This window comes from Marinobacter pelagius, assembly GCF_003315345.1.
Classification (GTDB): Bacteria; Pseudomonadota; Gammaproteobacteria; order Pseudomonadales; family Oleiphilaceae; genus Marinobacter; species Marinobacter pelagius_A.
Genome location: NZ_QNRO01000001.1, coordinates 235195 through 257633, shown reverse-complemented (window position 1 = coordinate 257633; position 22439 = coordinate 235195). Strand labels below are relative to the sequence as shown.

Genomic DNA, 22439 nt, shown 5'->3' with positions numbered 1-22439 from the left:
CTGACAGCCGGCGTTACTTGAACGCCCGGCTGCTGATCAGCTCGTCCACTACACCCGGGTCTGCCAGAGTAGAGGTATCGCCCAGCTGATCATGCTCGTTAGCGGCAATCTTACGCAAAATCCGACGCATAATCTTGCCAGAACGAGTCTTCGGCAGTCCAGGCGCCCACTGGATCACGTCCGGAGAAGCGATCGGACCGATCTCCTTGCGTACCCACTGGACCAGTTCTTTCTTCAGCTCTTCGCTGGGCTCCTCACCCTGCACCAGGGTGACATAGACATAGATGCCCTGACCCTTGATGTCGTGCGGATAACCAACCACGGCAGCTTCCGCCACCTTGTCGTGGGCAACCAGCGCACTTTCGACCTCAGCGGTACCCAGGCGGTGACCCGACACGTTCAGCACGTCGTCCACACGGCCGGTGATCCAGTAGTAACCGTCCTCATCACGACGGGCACCGTCACCGGTGAAGTACATGCCCTTGTAGGTGCTGAAGTAGGTCTGAACGAAACGCTCGTGGTCACCGTAGATGGTACGCATCTGGCCAGGCCAGCTGTCCAGGATAACCAGGTTACCCTCGGTCTTGCCTTCCAGGATGTTGCCTTCGTTATCCACCAGCGCCGGCTGGACACCAAAGAACGGCAGGGTTGCGGAACCCGGCTTCAGGTCCACCGCACCGGGCAGCGGAGAAATCAGGATGCCGCCGGTCTCGGTCTGCCACCAGGTGTCCACGATCGGGCACTTGCTGTTGCCGATAACGCGGTGGTACCACTCCCAAGCTTCCGGGTTGATCGGCTCGCCCACAGACCCCAGCAATTTCAGGCTTTCGCGGGTAGTACCGTCCATGCAGGACTCGCCTTGGGCCATCAGTGCACGGATGGCGGTCGGGGCAGTATACAGGATGTTGACCTTGTGCTTGTCGACCACCTGACCCATACGGGAGCTGTCCGGGTAGTTGGGCACACCCTCGAACAGCAGGGTGATGGCACCGTTGGCCAGCGGGCCGTACAGGATGTAGCTGTGGCCGGTCACCCAACCGAAGTCGGCGGTACACCAGTAGACGTCACCGTCATGGTAGTCGAACACGTACTGGTGGGTCATGGAAGTGTAAACCATGTAACCACCGGTGGTGTGCAGAACGCCCTTCGGAGCGCCGGTAGAGCCGGAGGTGTACAGCATGAACAGCGGATCTTCCGCATTCATCGGCTCGGGCTCGCACTCGGTGGAGGCGGACTTCATCAGGTCCTCGTAACGCAGGTCACGGCCTTCGGTCCAGGGTACTTCCTTGTTGCCGGTGCGGGTGACAACGATCACCTTGTCGACGTTGGCGTTTTCTTCATGCTTGAGTGCGGAATCCACGTTCTTCTTCAGGGGGATCGCACGGCCACCACGCAGGCCTTCGTCAGCGGTAATAACGAAGCGGGATTTACCGTTGACGACCCGCGCCGCCAGTGCTTCCGGTGAGAAGCCACCGAAGACCACGGAGTGGATCGCGCCGATACGGGCACAAGCCAGCATGGCAACCGCGGTTTCCACGATCATCGGCATGTAGATGGTAACCACATCGCCTTTCTTGACGCCCTGATCTTTCAGGACGTTGGCGAACTTGCAGGTCTCTTCGTACAGCTCACGGTAGGTGACGTTGCGGGACTCGGAGGGATCATCACCCTCGAAAATGATCGCAGTCTGGTCACCGCGATCCGCCAGGTGACGGTCCAGGCAGTTGGCGGAGGCGTTCAGGACACCGTCCTCAAACCACTTGATAGACAGGTTGTTGTAGTCGTAAGAGGTGTGCTTGACCTTGGTGTAAGGCTTGATCCAGTCAATCCGCTTACCGTGTTCGCCCCAGAAGGTATCCGGGTCTTCGACTGACTGACGATACATTTCTTCGTACTGTTCCCGGGTTACCAGGGCCCGTTCGGCCACTTCCGGGCTTACCGGATATAGCTGTTTATCAGTCATTGTGCTCCCCCTTTGAGTTAGAGTCTGTTGTCATTGTCGGTTTTTTAAAAACAGAGCGATCGGGCCTCTCCGGCCCAGAAGACGGATAGTCGTAGTTCAACATGTGTGCCACCACACAATGAATTAGACTAACGTCCTAATGTGCCTGCACTTTTAGTCCCAAACTGACGGCAAACTGCAAGAAACGGATGGAAAAAACACAAACTGAGAAGCTATCTTGAGGATAGTCCGAGACGAGGAAATCGCCAGTAAAAATGGCCAGATCCGGTCATTGCGACCGGACCCGGATGCCCGATCGGGTCAGGCCGCTTTCTTTTTACGATCACGGGACGCGCGCAGGCTGTATAGCTTTCGTTCCTTAAGCGCATAACGGTTGAGGCCGGCGAGATGGATCTTGCGCAGGTACATCGACCAGTCAATCTGCCGGGCATCCACCGGGAACAGCGCCTGATCCAGCCTACCCATCCGCGCTGACAGGGCCATCAGTTCATCGTTCCGGAAAATATAATCCGGAGCGGTGTAGAAGCCGAAGATGGTCGCCAGCGAACGGGTGGTGTCCAGGTTCCGGAGCATTTTCAGTTCCCGGGTGTGGCCCAGCAGCTTGAGCACCCGATCGGTCAGCTTCAACGGGATGCGGATCCCGCCAACCACGGTATCGAACAGCTTGCGGTTCACCGCCACGAAAGGCTTACTGGGCTGGCGATAGAACAGCTGGTCGTACTCGGCATAGTTGCTCTTGGACTCCGCCATCAGGTGGTCGATAAACTCGCCCAGAGAGATCGGATTGGCACTGCCGCTGCAGCATTGGTAGATGCGGTGAGCTGCCTGCTCGGACAACGCCTCGGCCAGCCCCAGGATGATGGCATTGGCGACAAGGTCCACCGGAATGACATCGATGACACCGGAACGCTTGCCCGGGAACAGGGTCACCTTCTCGCGGGCGTAGGCCAGGATAATGGCATCCGCCACCTTCACACCTTCAATCCAGCCCGGCGCCGGCTCTTCCAGTGCACTCTCGATGATGGACGGGCGAACAATCGTCAACGGGCCGCCCGCCAGCGCTTTCATCAGCCGCTGCTCTCCCAGCCATTTGGTGAAGGTGTAAGTGTCACTCCAGCCATAGCGGTTGGCTTCCCGGATACCCAGCTCCACCAGCTTCTTTTCCAGCAACTTGCCGGAATAGCGTGAACGCACGTCTGCAATCTTGTCTTCGAGCAGGTTGACCAGCTCCTCGATTTCGAAATAACCGCTTTCACTTCGGGGGATCGCTTCACCGGCAGGCTTGATGATGGACTCGGTCACCTGCCCTGCATTCATTCCGTTCACGTAACAGGTGGAGACCTGAATCACTGCCAGCTCCGGGTTGCTGAGCGCCAGTCCGGCGATGTTGTCCAGGCACAGGGTGTTGATCGCCAGGGCCTTGTCGAGCTCCTCGCGGAAATTCACGCTCGCGGCAGAGTTGATCACCGCATCCAGGCCGGAGGCCAGAGCATTGAAATCCCTGGGGGGCAGGCCGAAGCGGGGCTCGGTCACTTCGCCGGTGACGCAATGGATCTTGTCCTCGACAAAGGCTTCGAAACCCTCGGAATCCTCCGCTCGCAGGCGTTCGAACACGGATGAGGTGGCAATTTCGTTCAGGAACCGGCTACGGGCATCCGGGTGGCGTTTGTTTCCCCGAATGAGCAGGTGTATGCCGCCAATATCCGGCACGGTCCGAATCAGCTTCTCCAGGACAACCTTACCCAGAAAACCGGTGGTACCGGTAACCAGAACCTGCTTGCCGCGAAGTGCATCGAGTACCTTCGATGAAGATGCTTCGGGGGTGATTTGCTGTGTTGCCATGAACGAACTCCTTCTCTGACTGAGCTGGTTGGCCGGATCGATACCTGCCGGGGCGGTGGCCCCGGATCACATCCAACCTTTCACCGGATGGGTTGCATATTACGGGCCACCATGCCCATTTCTGCGATCAATGTTTGCACAATCTCCGTGACAACATGGTGACAAACCGCAAAATTACGACACAAAAAAAGTACAAATGAAATGACAAAATAAGAGGCACATTCGAAGAGTGGTTCAGAAGTGGCCTGTACCGTGACTGGCAAGGGCACGAAGCAACTGATCAATAGAAACATCCGCCGGCTGCTCCCTCAGAGCCCGCACCAGACGCTCCTGCTCACCAAGGCTGATGCGGTCAAACAGTGGCTCTGGTATAGGCACAGACACAGCGGCGGTCTCAGGCTTTTCCTTCTCTACAGGCGCAATCTGGTCTGCCAGATGCCTCAAATGGGCGGCCATGTGTTGTCGGTCATCGGACGGTATTTGCTCCCAGGGCATAGCCGCCAGACCGGTCTGGATAAACTCGATGCTATCGGCATCCAGGTTGCGCCCCAGCAGTGCAAAAAAACGGTTGAATGCCTCATAACGCAGCATGGGGTCGACACCCTCACCGAGTACCGAGTCCAGCTCATCCATGGCGGCCGAGAGACGTTCTTCCTCACTCCTGGGCCGCCCGCCAATCTCTTCCTGATGATGCAGTTCCGTTTTGTGCCGGCGTCGAAGAACCGACTTCCAGTACCCCGCCACTCCCGATTTTTCCGGTGGCAGGCGGGAAAGGCGGACGTCGAGCATGTCGGCAAGGGTATGGAACTGGCGACAGGAAGGATCGGATACCGGCAAGGTCGCCACCGGGACCCCGGTCGTCACGGACTGGCGCAGAGTTTCGTCACGCCAGAGCGCGCCGAGATAATGCAGAGAATCCCCCAGATGACGCCCGACGGCACCATCCAGCCGCTGAAAAATCGACTGTGCCTGACTGGCTCCGGATGCCATGTTGACCACTACGCTTGGCACCCGCCGGTAACCACGTTTTCTCAGATTCCGGACCAGAGAAAACACCTGTTTCAGGGAATCGGGATCCGGTGTAACCACCATACAGGCCAGTGCCGCGCTGGCCACCATGTGCAGCCCCGGAAGATCGGTGCCGCTGCCGGTATCCAGAATCACATAGTCATAGCCGCGCTCCAGTTCATCCAGTGCCTCCAGCGCAGTCATGGCATCACGCTGATCCATGTCCGGGCATCGGTGCAAGGCGGCCACTCCGGGCAGGATATCGAGATCATAGTCCGCGGTCAGCAGGGCCTCTTCCAGAGCATATTTTGCTTCAAGCACCCCGGAAAGATCTCTGCCTGCCTCCAGTCCCAGCCGTGCTGTGACACTAGAGGGCCCGGTGTCACCGTCCAGCAACAACACCCGTTTACCCTGCTTCGCCAGGGTCAGGCCCAGGTTCAACGCCACGGAGGTCTTTCCTACCCCGCCCACACCTCCGGCAATGGCAACCGTGTGAGGGTGGTTCAAATTGCGCTTGTCGGTATCCGGTTGAAGGGCCATCTGAATGTGTTCTCATCCCTGGGAAAACAGCGAATAACAAACTAACCTGTAAAAAGTCTACACATATCACAGATGAGATAATATATTGCTCATTAAAACAACAAAGAGCTTTTAATTACCGAAAGCGATTGTTTAGGATTTTCGGATAACAAGAATGAAACCGGCGTCAGGAAACGACGTCTGATCAGGGTTCGGCAAGGCATGCCTATGGAACTAGCGCCAGATCTACAGCTACCGAGTCTCCCGGAGGTAACGCTGCGGGCGCTCGAGGCTTGTCATGACGACGCCAGTTTCCAGACCATCAGCGGCATCATCTCTGCCGATACCGCACTCGTTGGCCGCGTTCTCTCCCTCGCCAACCTGACTACAGAATCCCACGAGGGCCCCATTCGATCCATCGAGCAGGCCCTGGTTCGCCTTGGACCGCAACGGTTGCGCAGCCTGGTACTGACCGCAGCGCTGAACCAGCTGCAATTCGGGCTTGGCAACGATGACTGGCGGCAAATCCGGGATTTCTGGCGCCACTCCCTGACCACCGCGCTGACCGCCCGGGCCCTGGCCACACTTACCGGCTATCCCTACCCCGAAGAAGCCTTCATGCTCGGCGTGCTCCATAACATCGGCGAACTGGTTGCCATTAAAGCCACCACTCCGGATGCCCGCCAGCATTACCTGAACAACCAGTCCGACGTTGCCGCTGACCTGGTCAGCGCCTGGGGATTGGGACCAATGGCCGCGGACGCCATGCGCTATCAACAGGCCGCGCCGGAGGAGTCCAGGGACGCCGGTCACCTGGTCAAACTGATCAGCCTGGCCACCCGACTCGCCCTTTCCGATGCGGCAGGCATTGCCGCTGCCGACACCGTTTTCGGTCTCAGCGAAGAGCTGACCCGGGAGATCAACCGGCGCATCGCCCACGAAGTGGCCGGCATCGCCAGTTCTCTCGGGATTGCCCTCGATGACAACTATGACGGCGAGCGGGCAACCCGGGAACTGCAAGAGGTCATCCTCCAGCAGGCCGTCGTCAACCAGGCCCTGGACTTCGCCGAACCGGGACAAACCACCGACAGCCTGATTGCTGAGGCGGCGAACAGCCTGGCCCTGATCACCGGCTCTCCCGTCCTTGGCTTTGCACCCAGGGATAAATTCCTCGCATTAATCGCGGGGACAGGAACCGACGCTCCCGAGCTCACGATTTCACCGAATCCGGGCGGCAGTACCCTGACCGAGGCCTTCAATACCGGCAGACCGGTCAAGCTCACCGGTCGAAACCGCACAGTACTTGACCGCCAGTTGCTGTCCCTGCTTCAAACGCCCTCAATGATAGCCATACCGGTCAACGCCGGCAGCGGATGCGCCGGCGTTTTTGCACTGGGCTCCGATGAGAGCAGGCAGAACAGCACTCTGGAGCTGGCGAGTCTTTTCAGTCATCGCCTCGGCCAGATCGTTGCCAACCGCCAATCCACCGGGCAGATCACCGATTCCGCCGAACACCTGCAGCAGGAGCTGGACCGCCAGCACCTGCGCAAACAGGTTCACGAGGTCAATAATCCGCTAACCATCATCCGCCAATACATTTACCAGTTACGAAACCGGCTCGATGATCCTGATGTGCACCAGGAGCTGGACATCATCCGCGAGGAACTGGACCGGGCGGGCGACCTTCTGCAACAGATGGGCCAGACGGGGACAGGGACGGAACACGCCGGCGGCATCTCGCTCAATGACGAGCTCGACAGTCTCAGCCGCATTGTCGAGGACAGCCTGTTCGATGATGGCAAACGCCGGCTCAGGCTGGATCTGACCGACAACCCCGCCCTGGTCAGCGGTCCCGCCTCGGCTCTGCGCCAGGTCATTATCAACCTGTTGCGCAACGCCTCCGAGGCACTGCCGGAGAGCGGCGGTACGGTCACCTTGAGAACCTCGGCCCCGGTCTGGCAAAACCAGAGAACCTGGGTGGAACTTGAAATAACCGATACCGGCATGGGGATCCCGGAAGCAGTCAGGGACAAACTGTTCGCGCCGGTGAAAACCACAAAGGGAGACGGCCACAGCGGTCTGGGCCTGAGCATTGTGAAGCAACTCGTTGATGACATGGACGGCATCATCGCTTGCCGTACGGGGCCGGACGGAACCACATTCCGCATCCTGCTCCCGGCAACGTTCCAGAAAAAGAAAACGCCTGATGACAAACCGACGGGTACCGACCAATGAAACCTGAACACGCTGATCAGACCCCGAGCCAGGGGTTGCCGGCCAGGCTCCTGGTAGTGGACGATGAGCCCCGGCTTCTGAGCTCGCTTGCCTCCCTGCTGCGCAGCCAGGGCTACGAGGTAACCGAAGCCGAAGGGGGCGAGCGAGCCTGTGAACTGATTGATCAACAGTCGTTTGACCTCGCACTGCTGGACCTTCGAATGCCCGGCGTGGACGGCTTTGACGTCATGGCGGAACTCACCGATAAGCAGCCGGACTGCGGCACCATTGTCGTCAGCGGCGAGAGCTCGTTTGCCGCCGTCAGCCGCGCGCTGCGCCGGGGGGCGCTGGATTATATCCGCAAACCCTTCGACCCTGAGGAACTGCTGGCAACCGTCGAGAGTGTCATCAACAAGCAATCCCTCATGCGGGCACACGAACATATCCAGGTGCGGCTGGAAAAATCCGAAGCCCTTCACCGCTATATCGTCAACACATCACCGGACATCGTGTTCATGCTCGATGAGGAAGGCTATATCTGCTTTATCAACAGCAAGGTCGAGTCCCTGCTTGGCTACCAACCGGAGGAACTCTGCGGCCAGCACTTCCGGCAGATTCTCGACGACCGGGACGTGTCCAAGGGAACTTACGCCCTTAAAGGGGCCAACATCACCGCAGACAACCCGCGCACGCTGGAAGTACGGCTCAAAACCCGCGGCAGCCAGCAGGCAACCCGTCATTTTGAGATCACGGCCTTTCCGATCGACCCCCAGACCTGGCCACACACCGGTGACAGCCAGATCGGCGCAACCCCGAAATCCGCCCGCTACTATGGCACGGCCAGGGATGTGACCGAGCGCAAGGAGGCCGAGGCGTTCATCAATTTCCAGGCCTATCACGACCTGCTGACGCGCCTGCCCAACCGCGCCCTGTTCAAGGACCGCCTGGAACTGGCGATCGCCCAGGCCCGACGGGGTAACGAAAAACTGGCAGTCATGTTTCTGGATCTTGATCGCTTCAAGATCATCAACGACACCCTCGGCCATGCCATGGGTGACCGCCTGCTCCAGGCGGTCACCCAGCGGCTGGAGAAGTGCCTGCGCAAGGGAGACACCCTGTCCCGCTTCGGCGGGGATGAATTCACCCTGCTACTACCGGCGATCCATGACAGTGACGACGCCCGACAGATCGCCAGAAAGCTGATCCGGGCACTTCAGGCTCCGTTCCAGCTGGGCGAGCACGAGGTGTTTGTCGGTGTCAGTATCGGAATCGCGGTATACCCCGAGGCCGGCGAGAACCTGGATCAGCTGATCCAGAGCGCCGATATTGCCATGTACCACGTCAAAGGGCGTGGCAAGGATGGTTACCGGTTCTACTCCCAGACCATGAGCGTGGATACCGCCAACCGGCTGAGCCTTGAGCGGGATCTTCGCCTGGCCCTGGAGCGGGATGAACTCCGGGTTTTCTACCAGCCCCAGGTCTGCTCCAGAAGCAACCGCATCGTCGGTCTGGAAGCACTGGTGCGATGGCAGCACCCGGAACGCGGCCTGCTGTATCCCGGGGATTTCCTGGCCCTGGCCGAGGAGACCAAGCTCATCGTCCAACTCAGCGAATGGGTCATGGACCGGGCTTTCCGGGATGTCGGTGACTGGATCCGGAACGGCCATCCGGATCTGCGCCTGGCGGTGAACCTTTCCCCGATCCAGGTGGAGCATCCCCGCTTCGTGGACAATCTTGTCAGGCGGATGACCAAACAGGACTTCCCGCCCGACAACCTGGAGATCGAGATCACCGAAAACGTGATCATGAGCGACCTGGACCAGATCAGTCACAAGTTGCGAGAACTGGCGACCGTTGGTGTGCGCATCGCCATCGATGATTTCGGCACGGGCTATTCCTCGCTCAACTACCTGCACCGGCTGCCCATCCATACCCTCAAGGTCGATCAGTCCTTTGTCCGTGCCATTCGCAGCGGCGAGGACGGGGCCTGCATCGTCAACGCCATCGTGGCCATGGCCCATGGCCTTAAGCTGGAAATCGTCGCCGAAGGCGTGGAAACGGACGAGCAGCTTTCGTATTTGCGCAACCTGGGCTGCCACCAGGTTCAGGGCTTCTTCTACGGGCCCGCCCGGCCAGCCGAGGAGGTTTTCAAGGCCCTGGAAGAGAGGTCTGTCAAAGCCGCCTCCTTCTGACACCCAGAAGATTGTCTGACACTCCGAGCACGATTCTTGACCGGGTTTGCAAAGTGTTGCGTTGCGTTACTTTGTGTATCTGGAAATGCGCAGTACTGCACATAATTCCCCCCACCTGTTCTCTACTCTCGAAGCTCAAGGCGCTGAAACAGAACTCCCTGTTACGAAATCAGGGTTAACAAAGACAATAACGTTTCAGCATCCCCCGAACAGGTACAGGTAGCAGTGATCATGCGTGACAAGTACAAATACATTGGCCCCGTCTACGATTTCCTGAGCAACCTCTACAGCGGCAAGAGCATCCATCGCTGCAAGACCGCCATGCTGGATGTGGAAACCGTCCGTCCGGGTGACCGCATCCTGTTTGCCGGTGTTGGCCATGGCCGGGACGCCATCCGTGCTGCCGAACTCGGCGCCGACGTCACCGTGGTCGACCTGTCCGAAACCATGCTGCGCAAGTTTGCCGAAGCCCTACAGGAAGAGGCACCGCACCTGAGTATCCGCCGGATTCACAGTGACATCATGAAGGTCGAGGAGTTCGAGCAGTACGACATGGTCGTCGCCAACTTTTTCCTCAACGTCTTTGACGAGGACATGATGGTGAAGGTTCTTGAGCACCTGATCCGTCTGGGCAAAGCCGACGCCCGGGTGGTGGTCGGCGACTTCTGCTACCCCACGGGTAACCTGTTCTCCCGCCTGTTCAAGAAGCTTTACTGGTACATGGCCGTGTTCGTGTTCTGGCTGTTTGCCAACAACGCTTTCCACAAGATCTACAACTACCCGGAACACATGCAACGGCTCGGCCTCGAGGTCACGGACAAGAAACACTTCAAGCTCCTGAACATGGACTGCTACTGGTCCATCCTCGGGCGCAAGCAGGCCTGACTCCACAACATTGCCCAAAAACAATAACCCCGGAGCAGAGACATGACGGATCAGATTCTTGCACTGGACAGCGCCCGCGAACTGGACAGCGGGAACTTCAGTTTTGCCGAACGGGTGAGTTACCTGAAGAAGTACGGCACCCACTCCCAGTCCTTTTCAACCCTGCAGCCGGGCATGCGTTTCTTTGACCTGCCGGGCATCGGCTACATCGCGTTCATGCGTAAATGGGGTGGCACCTTTGTTCTGTCCGATCCGGTCTGTGCCCCCGAGAACTTTGCCGAGATTCTGGAGCAGTTTCACGGGCGCCACCCCAATGCCAGCTATATCCAGGTGTCACAACCAGTCGTGGATTTCCTGCACCAGCGCTTTGGCCTGTTCGGAACCCAGTTCGGCAGCGAATCCCGCATCGATCTGTCCCGCTGGAGTCTGAGCGGGAAGAAAAAGCAGATTCTGCGCACGGCCCTGAACCAGGCACAGAAGAACGGGATTACCGTGAAGGAACGTTTCAGCGACGACCACACCCGGGAGATCTCCGAAGCATGGATCCGCACCCGGAAATGCAAAAGTAACGAAATCCGCTTCCTGATCCGGCCGATGGAGATGTCATACCGGGAGAATGAACGGCACTTCTATGCCTACCAGGATGGCAAGGCGGTGGGGTTCATCTACTTCGACCCGATCTACCGGAACAACGAGATCATCAGCTACGTACCCAACATCTCCCGGGCCAATGCGGATTTCCGCCAGGGCATCTTCTACACGCTGATGGCCCATGCCATGGAGATATTCAGGGCCGAGGGTGTGCCCTACCTGGACCTGGGGCTGATTCCGCTGTCGCTGGACAGCACCATGGAACACCAGGAAAGCCGTCTGCTCAAACGCCTGCTGCACCTGGTGTACGAGAAAGGCAATTTCCTATACAACTTCAAGGGGCTGGAATTCACAAAGTCGCGGTTCCGGGGCGAGGTCTTCAAGACCTACTGCTGCCACCGCCGGGCCATCCCGGCCATGGAGTTCCTGGCCATGTTCAAACTGACCCGGTTGCTCTGACCGGGTCCGCCAGCCCACCCCAGCGCGCCTCGATTTGCCGCACCGCGAGGCCCAATGACGCCATGAACTCCGCCAATCCGTGGGGCACCTCCCCGGACAGCAACGCCGCACGGACCGGCTCAGGATACTCGCCCCCAGCGATGGCCTCCAGATCCCGGCCGGCCTCACCGAGCAGGAACCGCACTCTCCGGGCGATGGCATCGCCGGAATCCACCCAGTGCCGGACCTCCGGCAACGTGGTTTTCAACGCATCCAGCAGCAGCGGGTAATGGGTGCAGCCAAGCACCACGGTATCCACCCCTGACCGCTTCAGGGGAGCGAGCACCTCCTGCAGTTCAGCCTCCGGCACCGGAATCCCCCGCACCAGCTGCTCGGCCCAGCGCACCAGGGCCGGGTGCCCGACCCGCACCACCTGGCAATCACCGGCAAACTCATCAATCAGCCGATCCAGGTAGGGCCGGCGGACGGTGGCCGGGGTGGCCAGCACACCGATCCGGCGATTGGCGGTTTGGCCGGCTGCGGGTTTGATCGCCGGAACCACCCCCACCACCGGCACATCAATCAACGCCCGCAGTCGCGGCAGAACCACGGTACTGGCGGTGTTACAGGCCACCACCACCACATCACAGGGTATTTCCCCAAGCGCCCGGCGAATCAGAGTCGTACAGCGTTCGATCACCACCGGTTCCGGCTGATCGCCGTAGGGGAAGCCGGCATTGTCCGCCAGGTAGACCAGCTCGGCACCCGGCAGGGTCTGGTGGATGCACCGGGCAACGCTGAGGCCACCCACGCCGGAATCGAAAACCAGGATACGTGGCGCCGGAGCGTCAGCCACGGGTGCCTCCTGCCTCGGCTATCTCCCGCTCCATGAGCCGGATCAGCCGGCCGGCAATGGTCGTCTGCGGTGGCACCGGCGGTGTATCACCCGGGCGGTACCAGCCGGCATCGGACAGCTCGTCCTCCTGGAGTACCAGTTCACCACCGGCGTAGTCGGCGAAAAATCCCACCATGAGCTGGTGCGGGAACGGCCAGGGCTGGGATTCGCAATAGCGCACGTTGGTGACGGCCAGACCGGTTTCCTCCATGACCTCCCTGGCCACCGCTTCCTCGAGGCTCTCACCGGGTTCCACGAAACCGGCGATCAGGCTGTAGAAATGACGTTTGACCCGGGCATTCTTCGCCAGCAGGAAACGATCATTCCGGCGAATGACAACGATCACACAGGGCGCAAGCCGTGGATACCAGGGAATATGGCAGGTGTCGCACCACTTCGCCCGCTCGCGGGGATGGAACCCCGTTTCCCCGCCGCAGCGACCGCAGAAACGATGATCCCGCCACCACTGCCATACCTGGAACCCTGTGCTTACCAGGGCCGTGGGCACATCCTCCCGCATCAGGATCGCCTCCCGGAGGTTGACCAGCTCGAAGCCCGCGGTATCTTCCGGCACCTCGGTAACATAGACTGCCCGCTCACGGATGGAACCCAGGGCTACCGCATCGGCATCGATACCGACGAGCCGGGGGTCATCCCGACTTACCAGCCAGCCTTCTTCGGGCTTGAGGATATGGGCTCCGGAAACCAGCAGCACCAGGTCCCGCGGCTCCGGCCCGGCGATAGTCCAGCCGGATTTCCAGTCTGTGTCTGAATAGTTCATCCAAATGGTCGCTTTACAGAAAACGGTGATGGAGAAATGTACCACATTGCGGCAAGTGCCAAGAATCGCGGGCCGACTTTCCGCACCGTACGCAACCAAGTAAACTTAGCGCCTGTTTTCAGTCACCGGAGCATCAATTTATGCGACTTTACCAGGGCATTCGCAGCCTGATTCTGACCATTCTCCGCAAGATCCTGTTCTTGTGGGTGCGGACAGACGTCAGCGGAAACGATGCCGAATCCCTGGGTCTCGATCCGGACAAGCCGGTATGCTATGTGCTCCAGTACAGTTCCCTGTCGAGCCGGCTGGTGCTGGAACAGGAGGTCATCCGTGCGGGGCTGCCCGGTGCAACCGAGTCTTTGCCGGTGAAGAACGGGCCCTCCCATTCGTTTTTCTTCCTTTACCGTCGCATCGGCGGCCTGTTCAGCGGCGGTCGCCAGACCCCGGTACCCACCAATGAATTCAAGTCACTGGTCCGCTACGGCCTGGAGCATCCGGACCAGGACGTGCAGATCGTACCGGTGTCCATGTTCTGGGGCCGGTCTCCGGACAAGGAGAAATCCCTGGTCAAACTGCTGTTGTCCGACACCTGGTCGGTAGCCGGGCGCCTGCAGAAGTTCCTCATCATCATGGTGCACGGGCGCAACACCTACGTGCAGTTCAATCAGCCGCTGTCCCTCAAGCAGGTGATCGATGAGTACCGGCACAGCGAGGAACGGGCCAACCGCAAGCTTGCCCGGCTGCTGCGTACCCATTTCCGTCGGGTGCGTCAGGCCGTACTCGGGCCGGATCTGTCCCATCGCCGCACCCTGGTGGAGGGACTGGTACGTACCCAGGCGGTGAAGGAAGCAATCCGCGAAACCGCCGCCAGGGACGATATTCCTCCGGAGAAAGTACGAGCCAAGGCCTACAAGTACGCGGACGAAATCGCCGCCAGCATGTCCGTCGTAACCATACGGTTTCTGGAGGTGGTGCTGTCCTGGCTCTGGAACCGCATCTACAACGGCATCGCGGTGAACAACATCAAGGTTGCCAAGGAAGTGGCCCAGGACAACGCCGTGGTTTACGTGCCCTGCCACCGCTCCCACATCGATTACCTGCTTTTGTCCTACGTCCTCTACAAAAACGGCCTGATGCCCCCGCATATCGCTGCCGGCATCAACCTGAACATGCCGGTCGTCGGGCCGATCCTGCGCCGGGGCGGCGCCTTTTTCATGCGTCGCTCGTTCCGGGACAACCCGCTGTACGCCACCGTGTTCAACGAATACATGCACGTGATGTTTTCCCGGGGCTACTCGGTGGAGTATTTCGTTGAAGGCGGCCGCAGCCGGACCGGGCGCATGCTGCCACCGCGTCCGGGCATGCTCTCCATGACCGTTCGCAGCTTCCTGAGGGATCACCGCAAACCCATCGTCTTCGTGCCGGTCTACATCGGCTATGAGAAAGTCATGGAAGGCCGCTCCTACCTGGGCGAGCTGCGTGGCAAGAAGAAACAGAAAGAGAGCGTGTTCGGGCTGGCCAAGACCGCCCGCAAGCTAACCAATTCCTTCGGGCGGGTTGCGGTGAACTTCGGTGAAGCGATTCCGCTGGCCGACGTCCTCGACGCTGTCCACGAGAGCTGGCGCCAGGAAGCCTACGACGCCGAATACCGGCCGGCGTGGCTGACCCGGGCCGTTGACCAGCTCTCGCTCCGGGTGGCTTCCAACATCAATGCCTCGGTCGCCGTCAATCCCATCGGCATGACCGCCACCGTATTGCTCGGGACCGATCGTCTGGCCATGGACGAGGGTCAGCTCATCCGCCTGATGGACCAGTACGCCGGCCTGCTGAAAGCCTTCCCTTACGCCGATACCGTCACCCTGCCCGAGGGCTCGGGCAAGGATTGGGTCGCTTACTGTGAGGACATGGGACTGGTTACCCGCCAGCCCCAGAAGCTGGGCGACATCATTGCGCTCGAAGGCAGCAATGCCATCCTGATGACCTATTACCGCAACAACATCCAGCACCTGTTCGCCCTGCCCTCGCTGGTTGCCAGCCTGTTCGAGAACAAGGACTCCCTGCGCCGGGACAAGATCGTGTTCCTGGCGACCGTGGCCTACCCCTACCTGCAGTCCGAGCTGTTCCTTAAGTATTCCGCCGACGAGGTCGAGGGCGTCATCAATCACTGGATTGACATCCTGGTGGACCAGGGGCTGCTGGAAGCCCTGGAGGACGACCGCATTGCCCGCCCCGAGGAAGGCACCGAGGCCATGCTGCGTTTGCGGGTTCTTTCCCGGTTCATCATCCAGACCCTTGAACGCTACCACATCGCGCTGGGCATCCTGCGCAAGTATGGCTCGGGCAAGATCAGCGCTGCGGAGCTGGAAGAACAGAGCACCCTGCTGGCGGAGCGCATGTCGATCCTGTTCGGCCTGAATGCGCCGGAATTCTTCGATAAAACCCTGTTCCGGAACTTTATTGCCAACATGCAGGAGAACGGCGTCATCACCACCGATGACAACGGCCTGATCAACTACGGCGCGGGACTGGAGGAAGTGGCAGACGACGCCCGCCTGGTGCTGAGTGTGGAGAAGCGTCAGGCCATACAGCAGGTCACCATGCTCGGCGCCTGACCCGCTCAGGCCGCCGGCAGCGCCTTGATGGCGTAGATATCGTAGCGGCTGCTCTTGCCTTCGACCCGGGTGCTGGGCTCAGGACCGTCGATGGCGGGAGCCTTGCGGGGGCGCTTGACCACCACCCGGTAAGTGGCGACTTTCAGCGCTGCCTCGAGCAACGCGGAGGCATCCTCGTCATCGCCCACGATCTTCCGGAACACCTCCATTTCCTTCTTCACCCGGGCGGATTTGTCCCGGTGCGGGAACATGGGGTCCAGGTAGACCACATCCGCTGCCCCACTGTCCGCCTGCCGCAGCCAGTGGATGCTGCTGCCGGCGGCCAGGGTCATCCTGGCGACGATCGGCGCGCACTCGACATTGAGTGCGGCGCGGGCCAGGCCATCCTCCAGCAACGCATGGATAACGGGGTTGCGTTCAAACAGGGTCACCTCGCACCCGAGGCTGGCGAGCACAAAGGCATCCTGGCCCAGGCCCGCGGTCGCATCCAGCACATGAAGCCTGGCCTTGGTCTTCTGCAAGCCCACGGCCCGGGCAACCAGCTGGCCGGCACCGCCGCCATGCTCACGCCGGTATCCCATCTTGCCGGACACAAACTCGACCCGAACCGGACCGGGGGCGCCTTTCCCGGTCAGCTGCAGGCAAAGCCCCTGCTCATCCAGGAACAGCAGTACCGGTACATCGGAGACATCGCGGGGGCGGACCACCCCGAGATAGGGAAATCCCAGGCGTTCGCTGAGCTCCGCCGCCCGGGTGTGATCACCCAGGGGGCTGCGGGCAATAGCGAGGGAGAAAGATGAAAGGTCAGGACGGGGACTGGCCACGGGCTACTCGCGACCGGGCAGCTTTTTCCAGGCCACCTCATCACGGATATAGACCGGTTGCGCCTGTTCAGCGGTTACCGTTTGCCCCTCTGCCGCACGCTTCTCGGCCAGACGCGCAACCCAGCTTGCACGCAACAGCAGCTCCGGTGCCACAGATACCATCGGGCCGGACACTTCTGCCGGCATCTGGTCCCGGAACTGCCAGCCGGGACCCGCACCATACCAACGGCTGGCCTCGCCGGTCAGGCTGACCGATGCCGGCGGGCAGACCCGTTCCTCGCCAAGCAGTTCGGGCAGGCCGTCACTTCGCCGGTAACAGCCCCAGTAGACCTCGCCCATGCGGGCATCGAAAGCCACGGCCACGGCGTCGCCCTCGGCGATATCGAGGGACTCCATGGCGCCATAGGCCACGGCAGCAAGGGAGGAGACCGGAACCACCGGAAGATTGAGGCCCCAGGCCAGGCCCTGGACCACGCCGGTGGCAATCCGCAAACCGGTAAACGACCCCGGCCCGCAGGCAAATGCGAGGGCATCCAGATCCGCGGGGACCAGCCCTTTCTCCGCCAGCAATTCCCGCACCATGGGCATGAGCAGGCGGGTATGGCCACGGGGAGCGATCTCGAATCGCTCGGTTATCTCGCCTTCAACAAGAAGGGCTGCGGAGCAGCCCTCTGATGACGTATCCAGAGCCAGCAGTTTCACGGCAGTGAATGCCTCAGCGTCAATGATGGATTACTGGAGCTTGGACAGGATCTGGTCGCGGATGCTGTCGAGGCTGCCAACGCCTTCCACGCGCACATACTTGGGTGCAGCGGAGGAATCCTTCTCGGCCCAGTCCTGGTAGAAACCGATCAGTGGAGCAGTCTGCTCATGGTAGATCTTCAGGCGCTTGCGAACCGTTTCTTCCTGGTCGTCCTCGCGCTGGACCAGCGGCTCGCCGGTTTCGTCGTCCTTGCCTTCCACCTTGGGCGGATCGTATTTCACGTGATAGATACGGCCACTGCCCTCGTGAACGCGACGGCCGGAGAGGCGGCTGACGATTTCCTCGTCATCGACGGCGATCTCTACCACGTAGTCAATGGCAATACCCTGGTCCTTGAGCGCTTCCGCCTGGGGAATGGTGCGCGGGAACCCGTCCAGCAGGAAACCGTTCTTGCAGTCCGGCTGCTGGATACGCTCTTCGATCAGGGCGATGATGATGTCGTCGGATACCAGACCACCGGAAGCCATGACTTCCTTGACCTGGTTGCCCAGCTCGGAACCGGACTTGACCGCGGCCCGCAGCATGTCGCCAGTGGAAATCTGGGGAATGTCGAAACGCTCAGTGATGAACTGTGCCTGGGTCCCCTTACCTGCGCCTGGCGCGCCTAACATGATGATTCGCATAACGTCGTGCTCCCGTTTTAGTCATTATCGTTTGAAAAGCTGCGGCAAAAACCCCTGCCTTTGCGACAACCTCTCTGAGCGGTACAGATGTAAGCCCGGAACGGCGAACGCGCATTATACGAAGTCAGCCTGCCCATAGAAAGTCGACCTCAGTATCATGCACCGAAAAGCAGCAGCGTCAGACTGTCGCAAGCACCGGAAGGCGATCAGGATGGTCGGGAAGAGGTCAGTGCGTCAAGGTCTGGGGACAGGCTGTCGATGTCCTTTTCGAAGTCGTATACCGCGTCCTGTCTCAAGCCCAGGGAAGCGAGCAGCACCGGGACATTATCCTCGTTGAACTCATCCCCGATTCCCCGGGTTTTCAGCAGTCCGTTTGCCAGCTGCACGATCAGTACATAGGTTTCATGCTCACCGGTGTAGCCCTGGTACTGGTGCATGCCGGCGGCCTTGATGACCGGCTCGGGCAACTGCCAGAAACGGTGGAAAAGGCCGCCAATGGCACCATGGCCCACCACCAGCTCAGCTTGCTCGTCACCATGCCCGAACACCTGCTGTTCGAGTGCCTTCATGCTGGCTTCGGGATTGCCCTCCCGCAGCCGATTGAGTTCCTCGAATTCCGCCGGGAACAGATACCCCAGCAAGAGCAGACCGAAGTTGTGAAGCAACCCGCACAGGTAAGCCATGTCCCGGTCGACGCCGCATCGAGGTGCAATCCGCTGGCACAGGAATCCGCAGTACAGGGCGTGGGACCAGAATGCCTGCATGCCCAGGATGCCATCCCGGGGAATGCCGAAGCCACCAACCAGGGCACTGCCCTGGATAATGTGGGCCACCCGGTCGACACCCAGAACCCGGGTAACGGCATGGCGCACGGTTTTGATCTCGCCGGAGGTTTCGAACAGCCCGGACCGGGCGTAACGCAGCACCTGCGCTGTCAGGCTGGGGTCCAGCTCGATGACGTCGGCCAGGTCTTCAGCAACCGCCTTTTCACCGGTTGCCATGGAAAGAATCTGGGGCGCCAGTGCCGGCATCGGCGGAAGCCGGTAGATATTCCGCAACTTGCCGGCCACTTCGTCCAGAGTCAGCGCCCCGCGGTCAGTGCCACCCTGACCGTGAATCACCAGCCGGGCCCGGAAGGCATCCGCCAACAGGATTTTCAGGGTCTCCCCATCAATTTCGATCAGGGAATCGTTACGCCCCCCCGAAAACAGCACCGACTCGCCATCGACAACATCTTCATCGACAAGCACCGGCACCCGGTAGGCGCCGCCGACCGGCGGCACAAATCCCGGTTCGCAGTCCTCGAACAGCCGTTTGCTCTGACGGGCAGTCAGAGGCTGGAGCCGGCGCCCGGTCAGCTGCTGTACCGCCGGAATATCCAGCGCGCTGTCGAACCGGTGAACCGCCATGACCACCCCGTCGATGTCGAGCAACAGCGTGGCCTGAACAAAATCATGCTGGGACCGGCCAGAGGCTATCACCGCCGCGTCCAGGTTCGGGGCGGGCTCGATGGCCAGCTCCCGGAAGGACAGGCCCTGTTCACTTAAATACTGCTCCAGCCTGGCAGCAAGCGCCACACCCGATACTCCTATGTCTGTGTCTGGCAGATGGTGAACAACCGGTCAGCCGGTGTTCCGCATACCGGCCGAAATGCCAGCCATTGTCACTTTCAGGGCCCGCTCCACCATTTCCGGCACCTCGCCCTTGCCTTCACTTTCCCGGTCACGCCTCAGAAGCTCGGCCTGGAGGTAATGCAGGGGGTCGGTGTAGGGATTGCGCACTCTCATGGAATGGGCGAAGACCGGCTCCTGCTCCAGCAACTCCTGCTGCTCCTTCAGCTCCAGCACCCGTCGGATGCAGCCGGCGAGACGTTCACGGAGCCCCTCACCCAGGCTCAGCAATTTGCTGTCCTCGATCAGGGTCTGTTCATAATAGCTGGCAATCCGCAAATCGGCTTTGGCCAGGACCATTTCCAGCATATCCACGTAGGTCCGGAAGAATGGCCAGCCCTGCATCATGGCCCGGAGTTCCGGCAGCCGGTTCTCCCGGGCGGCTTCCTCCAGAGCCACATCGCTCCCCAACCAGCTTGGCAGCATCAGTCGCATCTGGGTCCAGGCGAAGATCCAGGGAATGGCCCGCAGACTCTCAACACCACCGGAGGGCTTGCGCCTGGCCGGCCGGCTGCCCAGGGCCAGTTTGCCCAGCGCCTGTTCCGGCGTCACCTGGCGGAAGTAGGGTACAAAGTCGGGATTCTCCCGAACCACATCCCGATAAGCCTTCAGCGATCGCTCCGTCAGCCAATCCATGGTCCTGCGCCAACTGTCCTCGGGCTCGGGTGGCGGCGCCAGGGTCGCCTCGATCACCGCCGTGCTGTACAGGGTCAGACTCTGCACGGCCAGGCGTGGCAGGCCGAACTTGAAACGGATCATCTCGCCCTGCTCGGTGATCCGGAAACTGCCGTTCACCGATCCCGGCGGCTGGGACAGGATAGCGCGGTTGGCTGGGCCACCACCCCGACCGACCGTGCCACCACGACCATGGAACAGGGTCAGATGGACACCGTACTGGCTGGCCACATGGGTCAGCTTTTCCTGGGCCTGGTACTGGGCCCAGGCGGCCATCAGCTGGCCGGCGTCCTTGGACGAATCGGAATAGCCGATCATCACTTCCTGACGACCCTGGCAGTACTCCCGGTACCACTCCACTTCGTACAGGGCCGCCATGGCATCGGGCGCGCCCCGGAGATCATCCAGGGTTTCGAACAGGGGCACCACCCGCATGGGAAACTTCATGCCCGCTTCCCGCAACAGCAGGATCACGCTCAGCACGTCCGAGGGCTTGCTGGCCATGGAGATGACATAGGAACCGAGGGCTTCCGGTGTCTGTGCGGCTACCACTTCGCAGGTGGCCAGCACCTCCCGAACGTTGTCCGAGGGCTCCCAGTTCCGCGGCACCAGTGGCCGTCGGCCCTGGAGTTCCTTGACCAGAAAGGCCTGGCGTTCGTCCTCGGTCCAGCTGCTGTAGTCGCCTAGGCCGAGGTAGTCGACCATTTCAGCCACCGCCTCGGCGTGGCGGGAGGCCTCCTGGCGGATATCCAGGCGGATCAGCGGCAAGCCAAAGGTGTGGGCACGCCGGATGGTGTCCAGCAGCGGCCCGTTGGCAATAGTTTCCAGGCCGCACTCCATCAGGGAACGGTAGCAGAGTTCCAGCGGTCCGGTGAGATCTTCATTCTCGAACAGGATGCCCTCGGCATCGGCCGATTGCCCGTGCACCCTGGCCTCGGCCCAGTCCCTGGTTTTCACCAGCCGTTCCCGGAGTTCCGCCAGCACCTGGCGATAGGGTTCCCGGGAATCGCCGACCACGGCTTTCAGTTCATCACTGGCCTGCCACATGGACAGCTCTGCCCGTAGCGACTGGATATCCCGCAGGAACAGGTCCGCCGCCATCCAGCGACCGAGCAGGAAAACCGTGCGGGTCACCTCGTGGGTCACGTTCGGGTTACCATCCCGGTCACCGCCCATCCAGGAGGCAATGCGGATGGGCGACACCTGGAGTGGCAAGCCCTTGCCCGTGGCATCGGACAGGGAGACATCAAGACTGCGCAGAAAATCCGGCAGGGCCTGCCAGAGGCTGTTCTCGATAACGGCAAATCCCCATTTGGCCTCATCCACCGCAGTCGGCCGCTCATGGCGGATCTCATCGGTATGCCAGGCCTCGGCAATCAACCGGGACAGTCGGGCGACGATCTCGTCCCGCTCCGCCGGCATGAGATCGTCATGGTCCAGCTGGGACAGGCAATCGGACATCTCGTCGTATTTCATGATCAGGGTGCGCCGTGCCACCTCGGTGGGATGGGCGGTGAGCACGAATTCGATGCGCAGGTCAGCAACCCGGCGATGCAGCTCCTCCGCGGGCACACCGCCGGATTTAAGCCGGTCGAACACTTCCCCCAGGGATTCCACCATCAAATCGGACTGATGCCCGCGTTTACGGCGGATGCCATGGTACTGCTCGGCCAGGTTGGCCAGGTTGAGAAATTGGTTGAATGCTCTTGTGACCGGCAGCAGCTCATCGTCGCCAAGTTTTCTCAGCAGGCTCACCAGCCGCTGGCCAGAGCCGCTTTCCTGCCGGCGATCGGCTTTCGCCGCCGCCCGGATTTCCTCGATCAGGTCATAGCAGTCCTGGCCGGGGAAACGCTGGATACTCTGCCCCAGCAGTTCGCCCAGCATTCGTACGTTTTCGCGCAGATCCGGATGTAGCTCAGTCACATTGACGTCCTTTTGAATTGA

Annotated in this window: 15 protein-coding genes; 5 read left to right on the top strand and 10 right to left on the bottom strand. The window is 60.6% G+C overall.

The window, feature by feature from the left end; all coding sequences use genetic code 11:
* Positions 1-13 precede the first annotated feature (13 nt).
* From acs to DET50_RS01210, 3 genes are all read right to left on the bottom strand, one after another.
* Positions 14-1963 (bottom strand): acetate--CoA ligase, encoded by a 1950-nt coding sequence (acs, locus tag DET50_RS01220; protein ID WP_113861069.1) that lies wholly within the window; start codon positions 1961-1963, stop codon positions 14-16.
* A gap of 300 nt (positions 1964-2263) precedes the next feature.
* Complete coding sequence (locus DET50_RS01215) at positions 2264-3805, bottom strand: fatty acyl-CoA reductase (protein ID WP_113861068.1); 1542 nt, start codon at positions 3803-3805, stop codon at positions 2264-2266.
* 234 nt (positions 3806-4039) lie between these two features.
* Positions 4040-5353, bottom strand: a complete 1314-nt coding sequence (locus tag DET50_RS01210) for a MinD/ParA family ATP-binding protein (protein ID WP_113861067.1) — start codon at positions 5351-5353, stop codon at positions 4040-4042.
* A 207-nt stretch (positions 5354-5560) separates the two neighbouring features.
* Here DET50_RS01210 and DET50_RS01205 point away from each other — a divergent pair, with 207 nt between their 5' ends.
* The 4 genes from DET50_RS01205 (at position 5561) to DET50_RS01190 (ending at position 11673) form a co-directional block, all read left to right on the top strand.
* On the top strand, positions 5561-7567 hold the full coding sequence (locus DET50_RS01205; protein ID WP_113861066.1) for an HDOD domain-containing protein: 2007 nt from the start codon (positions 5561-5563) through the stop codon (positions 7565-7567).
* A complete protein-coding gene (locus tag DET50_RS01200) occupies positions 7564-9738 on the top strand; it encodes an EAL domain-containing response regulator (protein ID WP_113861065.1) in 2175 nt (724 codons plus the stop codon). The genes DET50_RS01205 and DET50_RS01200 overlap by 4 nt, the downstream gene beginning before the upstream one ends.
* A gap of 231 nt (positions 9739-9969) precedes the next feature.
* Positions 9970-10623 carry a class I SAM-dependent methyltransferase gene (locus DET50_RS01195; RefSeq protein ID WP_113861064.1) on the top strand — a complete coding sequence of 218 codons (654 nt, stop codon included), beginning with the start codon at positions 9970-9972 and terminating at the stop codon, positions 10621-10623.
* Between the two features lie 42 nt (positions 10624-10665).
* Positions 10666-11673: a DUF2156 domain-containing protein gene (locus tag DET50_RS01190; RefSeq protein ID WP_113861063.1), complete on the top strand. Its 1008-nt coding sequence runs from the start codon at positions 10666-10668 to the stop codon at positions 11671-11673.
* On the opposite strand, the gene murI is transcribed toward DET50_RS01190, so the two are convergent.
* Both murI and nudC read right to left on the bottom strand, forming a co-directional pair.
* Positions 11651-12508, bottom strand: a complete 858-nt coding sequence (murI, locus tag DET50_RS01185) for a glutamate racemase (protein WP_113861062.1) — start codon at positions 12506-12508, stop codon at positions 11651-11653. The two genes, DET50_RS01190 and murI, sit on opposite strands and share 23 nt — an antisense overlap.
* Entirely contained in the window at positions 12501-13328 is an 828-nt protein-coding gene (nudC, locus tag DET50_RS01180) for an NAD(+) diphosphatase (RefSeq protein ID WP_113861246.1), read from the bottom strand. Before nudC ends, murI begins: the two co-directional genes overlap by 8 nt.
* 140 nt (positions 13329-13468) lie before the next feature.
* On the opposite strand from nudC, the gene plsB reads away from it, so the two are divergent.
* The gene (plsB, locus tag DET50_RS01175) at positions 13469-15940 is read left to right on the top strand and encodes a glycerol-3-phosphate 1-O-acyltransferase PlsB (protein WP_113861061.1); all 2472 of its coding nucleotides are present in this window, start codon (positions 13469-13471) and stop codon (positions 15938-15940) included.
* Between the two features lie 5 nt (positions 15941-15945).
* Here the strand turns inward: plsB and DET50_RS01170 are convergent, their stop codons facing one another.
* From DET50_RS01170 to ppc, 5 genes are all read right to left on the bottom strand, one after another.
* Entirely contained in the window at positions 15946-16722 is a 777-nt protein-coding gene (locus tag DET50_RS01170) for a class I SAM-dependent methyltransferase (RefSeq protein ID WP_404932709.1), read from the bottom strand.
* A gap of 45 nt (positions 16723-16767) precedes the next feature.
* Positions 16768-17466 (bottom strand): tRNA (adenosine(37)-N6)-threonylcarbamoyltransferase complex dimerization subunit type 1 TsaB, encoded by a 699-nt coding sequence (gene tsaB, locus DET50_RS01165; RefSeq protein ID WP_113861059.1) that lies wholly within the window; start codon positions 17464-17466, stop codon positions 16768-16770.
* Positions 17467-17496: 30 nt separating this feature from the next.
* On the bottom strand, positions 17497-18150 hold the full coding sequence (gene adk / locus DET50_RS01160; protein ID WP_113861058.1) for an adenylate kinase: 654 nt from the start codon (positions 18148-18150) through the stop codon (positions 17497-17499).
* Between the two features lie 206 nt (positions 18151-18356).
* Positions 18357-19727, bottom strand: a complete 1371-nt coding sequence (locus DET50_RS01155) for an HDOD domain-containing protein (protein ID WP_113861057.1) — start codon at positions 19725-19727, stop codon at positions 18357-18359.
* Between the two features lie 45 nt (positions 19728-19772).
* On the bottom strand, positions 19773-22418 hold the full coding sequence (gene ppc, locus DET50_RS01150; RefSeq protein ID WP_113861056.1) for a phosphoenolpyruvate carboxylase: 2646 nt from the start codon (positions 22416-22418) through the stop codon (positions 19773-19775).
* Between the last annotated feature and the right edge of the window lie 21 nt (positions 22419-22439).

Bases quoted from the DNA above. Each gene is read 5' to 3' on its own strand.
- DET50_RS01190 (WP_113861063.1), top strand. From the start codon at position 10,666: ATGACGGATCAGATTCTTGCACTGGACAGCGCCCGCGAACTGGACAGC.
- nudC (WP_113861246.1), bottom strand. From the start codon at position 13,328: ATGAACTATTCAGACACAGACTGGAAATCCGGCTGGACTATCGCCGGG.
- acs (WP_113861069.1), bottom strand. From the start codon at position 1,963: ATGACTGATAAACAGCTATATCCGGTAAGCCCGGAAGTGGCCGAACGG.
- DET50_RS01195 (WP_113861064.1), top strand. From the start codon at position 9,970: ATGCGTGACAAGTACAAATACATTGGCCCCGTCTACGATTTCCTGAGC.
- adk (WP_113861058.1), bottom strand. From the start codon at position 18,150: ATGCGAATCATCATGTTAGGCGCGCCAGGCGCAGGTAAGGGGACCCAG.
- DET50_RS01200 (WP_113861065.1), top strand. From the start codon at position 7,564: ATGAAACCTGAACACGCTGATCAGACCCCGAGCCAGGGGTTGCCGGCC.
- DET50_RS01215 (WP_113861068.1), bottom strand. From the start codon at position 3,805: ATGGCAACACAGCAAATCACCCCCGAAGCATCTTCATCGAAGGTACTC.
- plsB (WP_113861061.1), top strand. From the start codon at position 13,469: ATGCGACTTTACCAGGGCATTCGCAGCCTGATTCTGACCATTCTCCGC.
- DET50_RS01210 (WP_113861067.1), bottom strand. From the start codon at position 5,353: ATGGCCCTTCAACCGGATACCGACAAGCGCAATTTGAACCACCCTCAC.
- DET50_RS01205 (WP_113861066.1), top strand. From the start codon at position 5,561: ATGGAACTAGCGCCAGATCTACAGCTACCGAGTCTCCCGGAGGTAACG.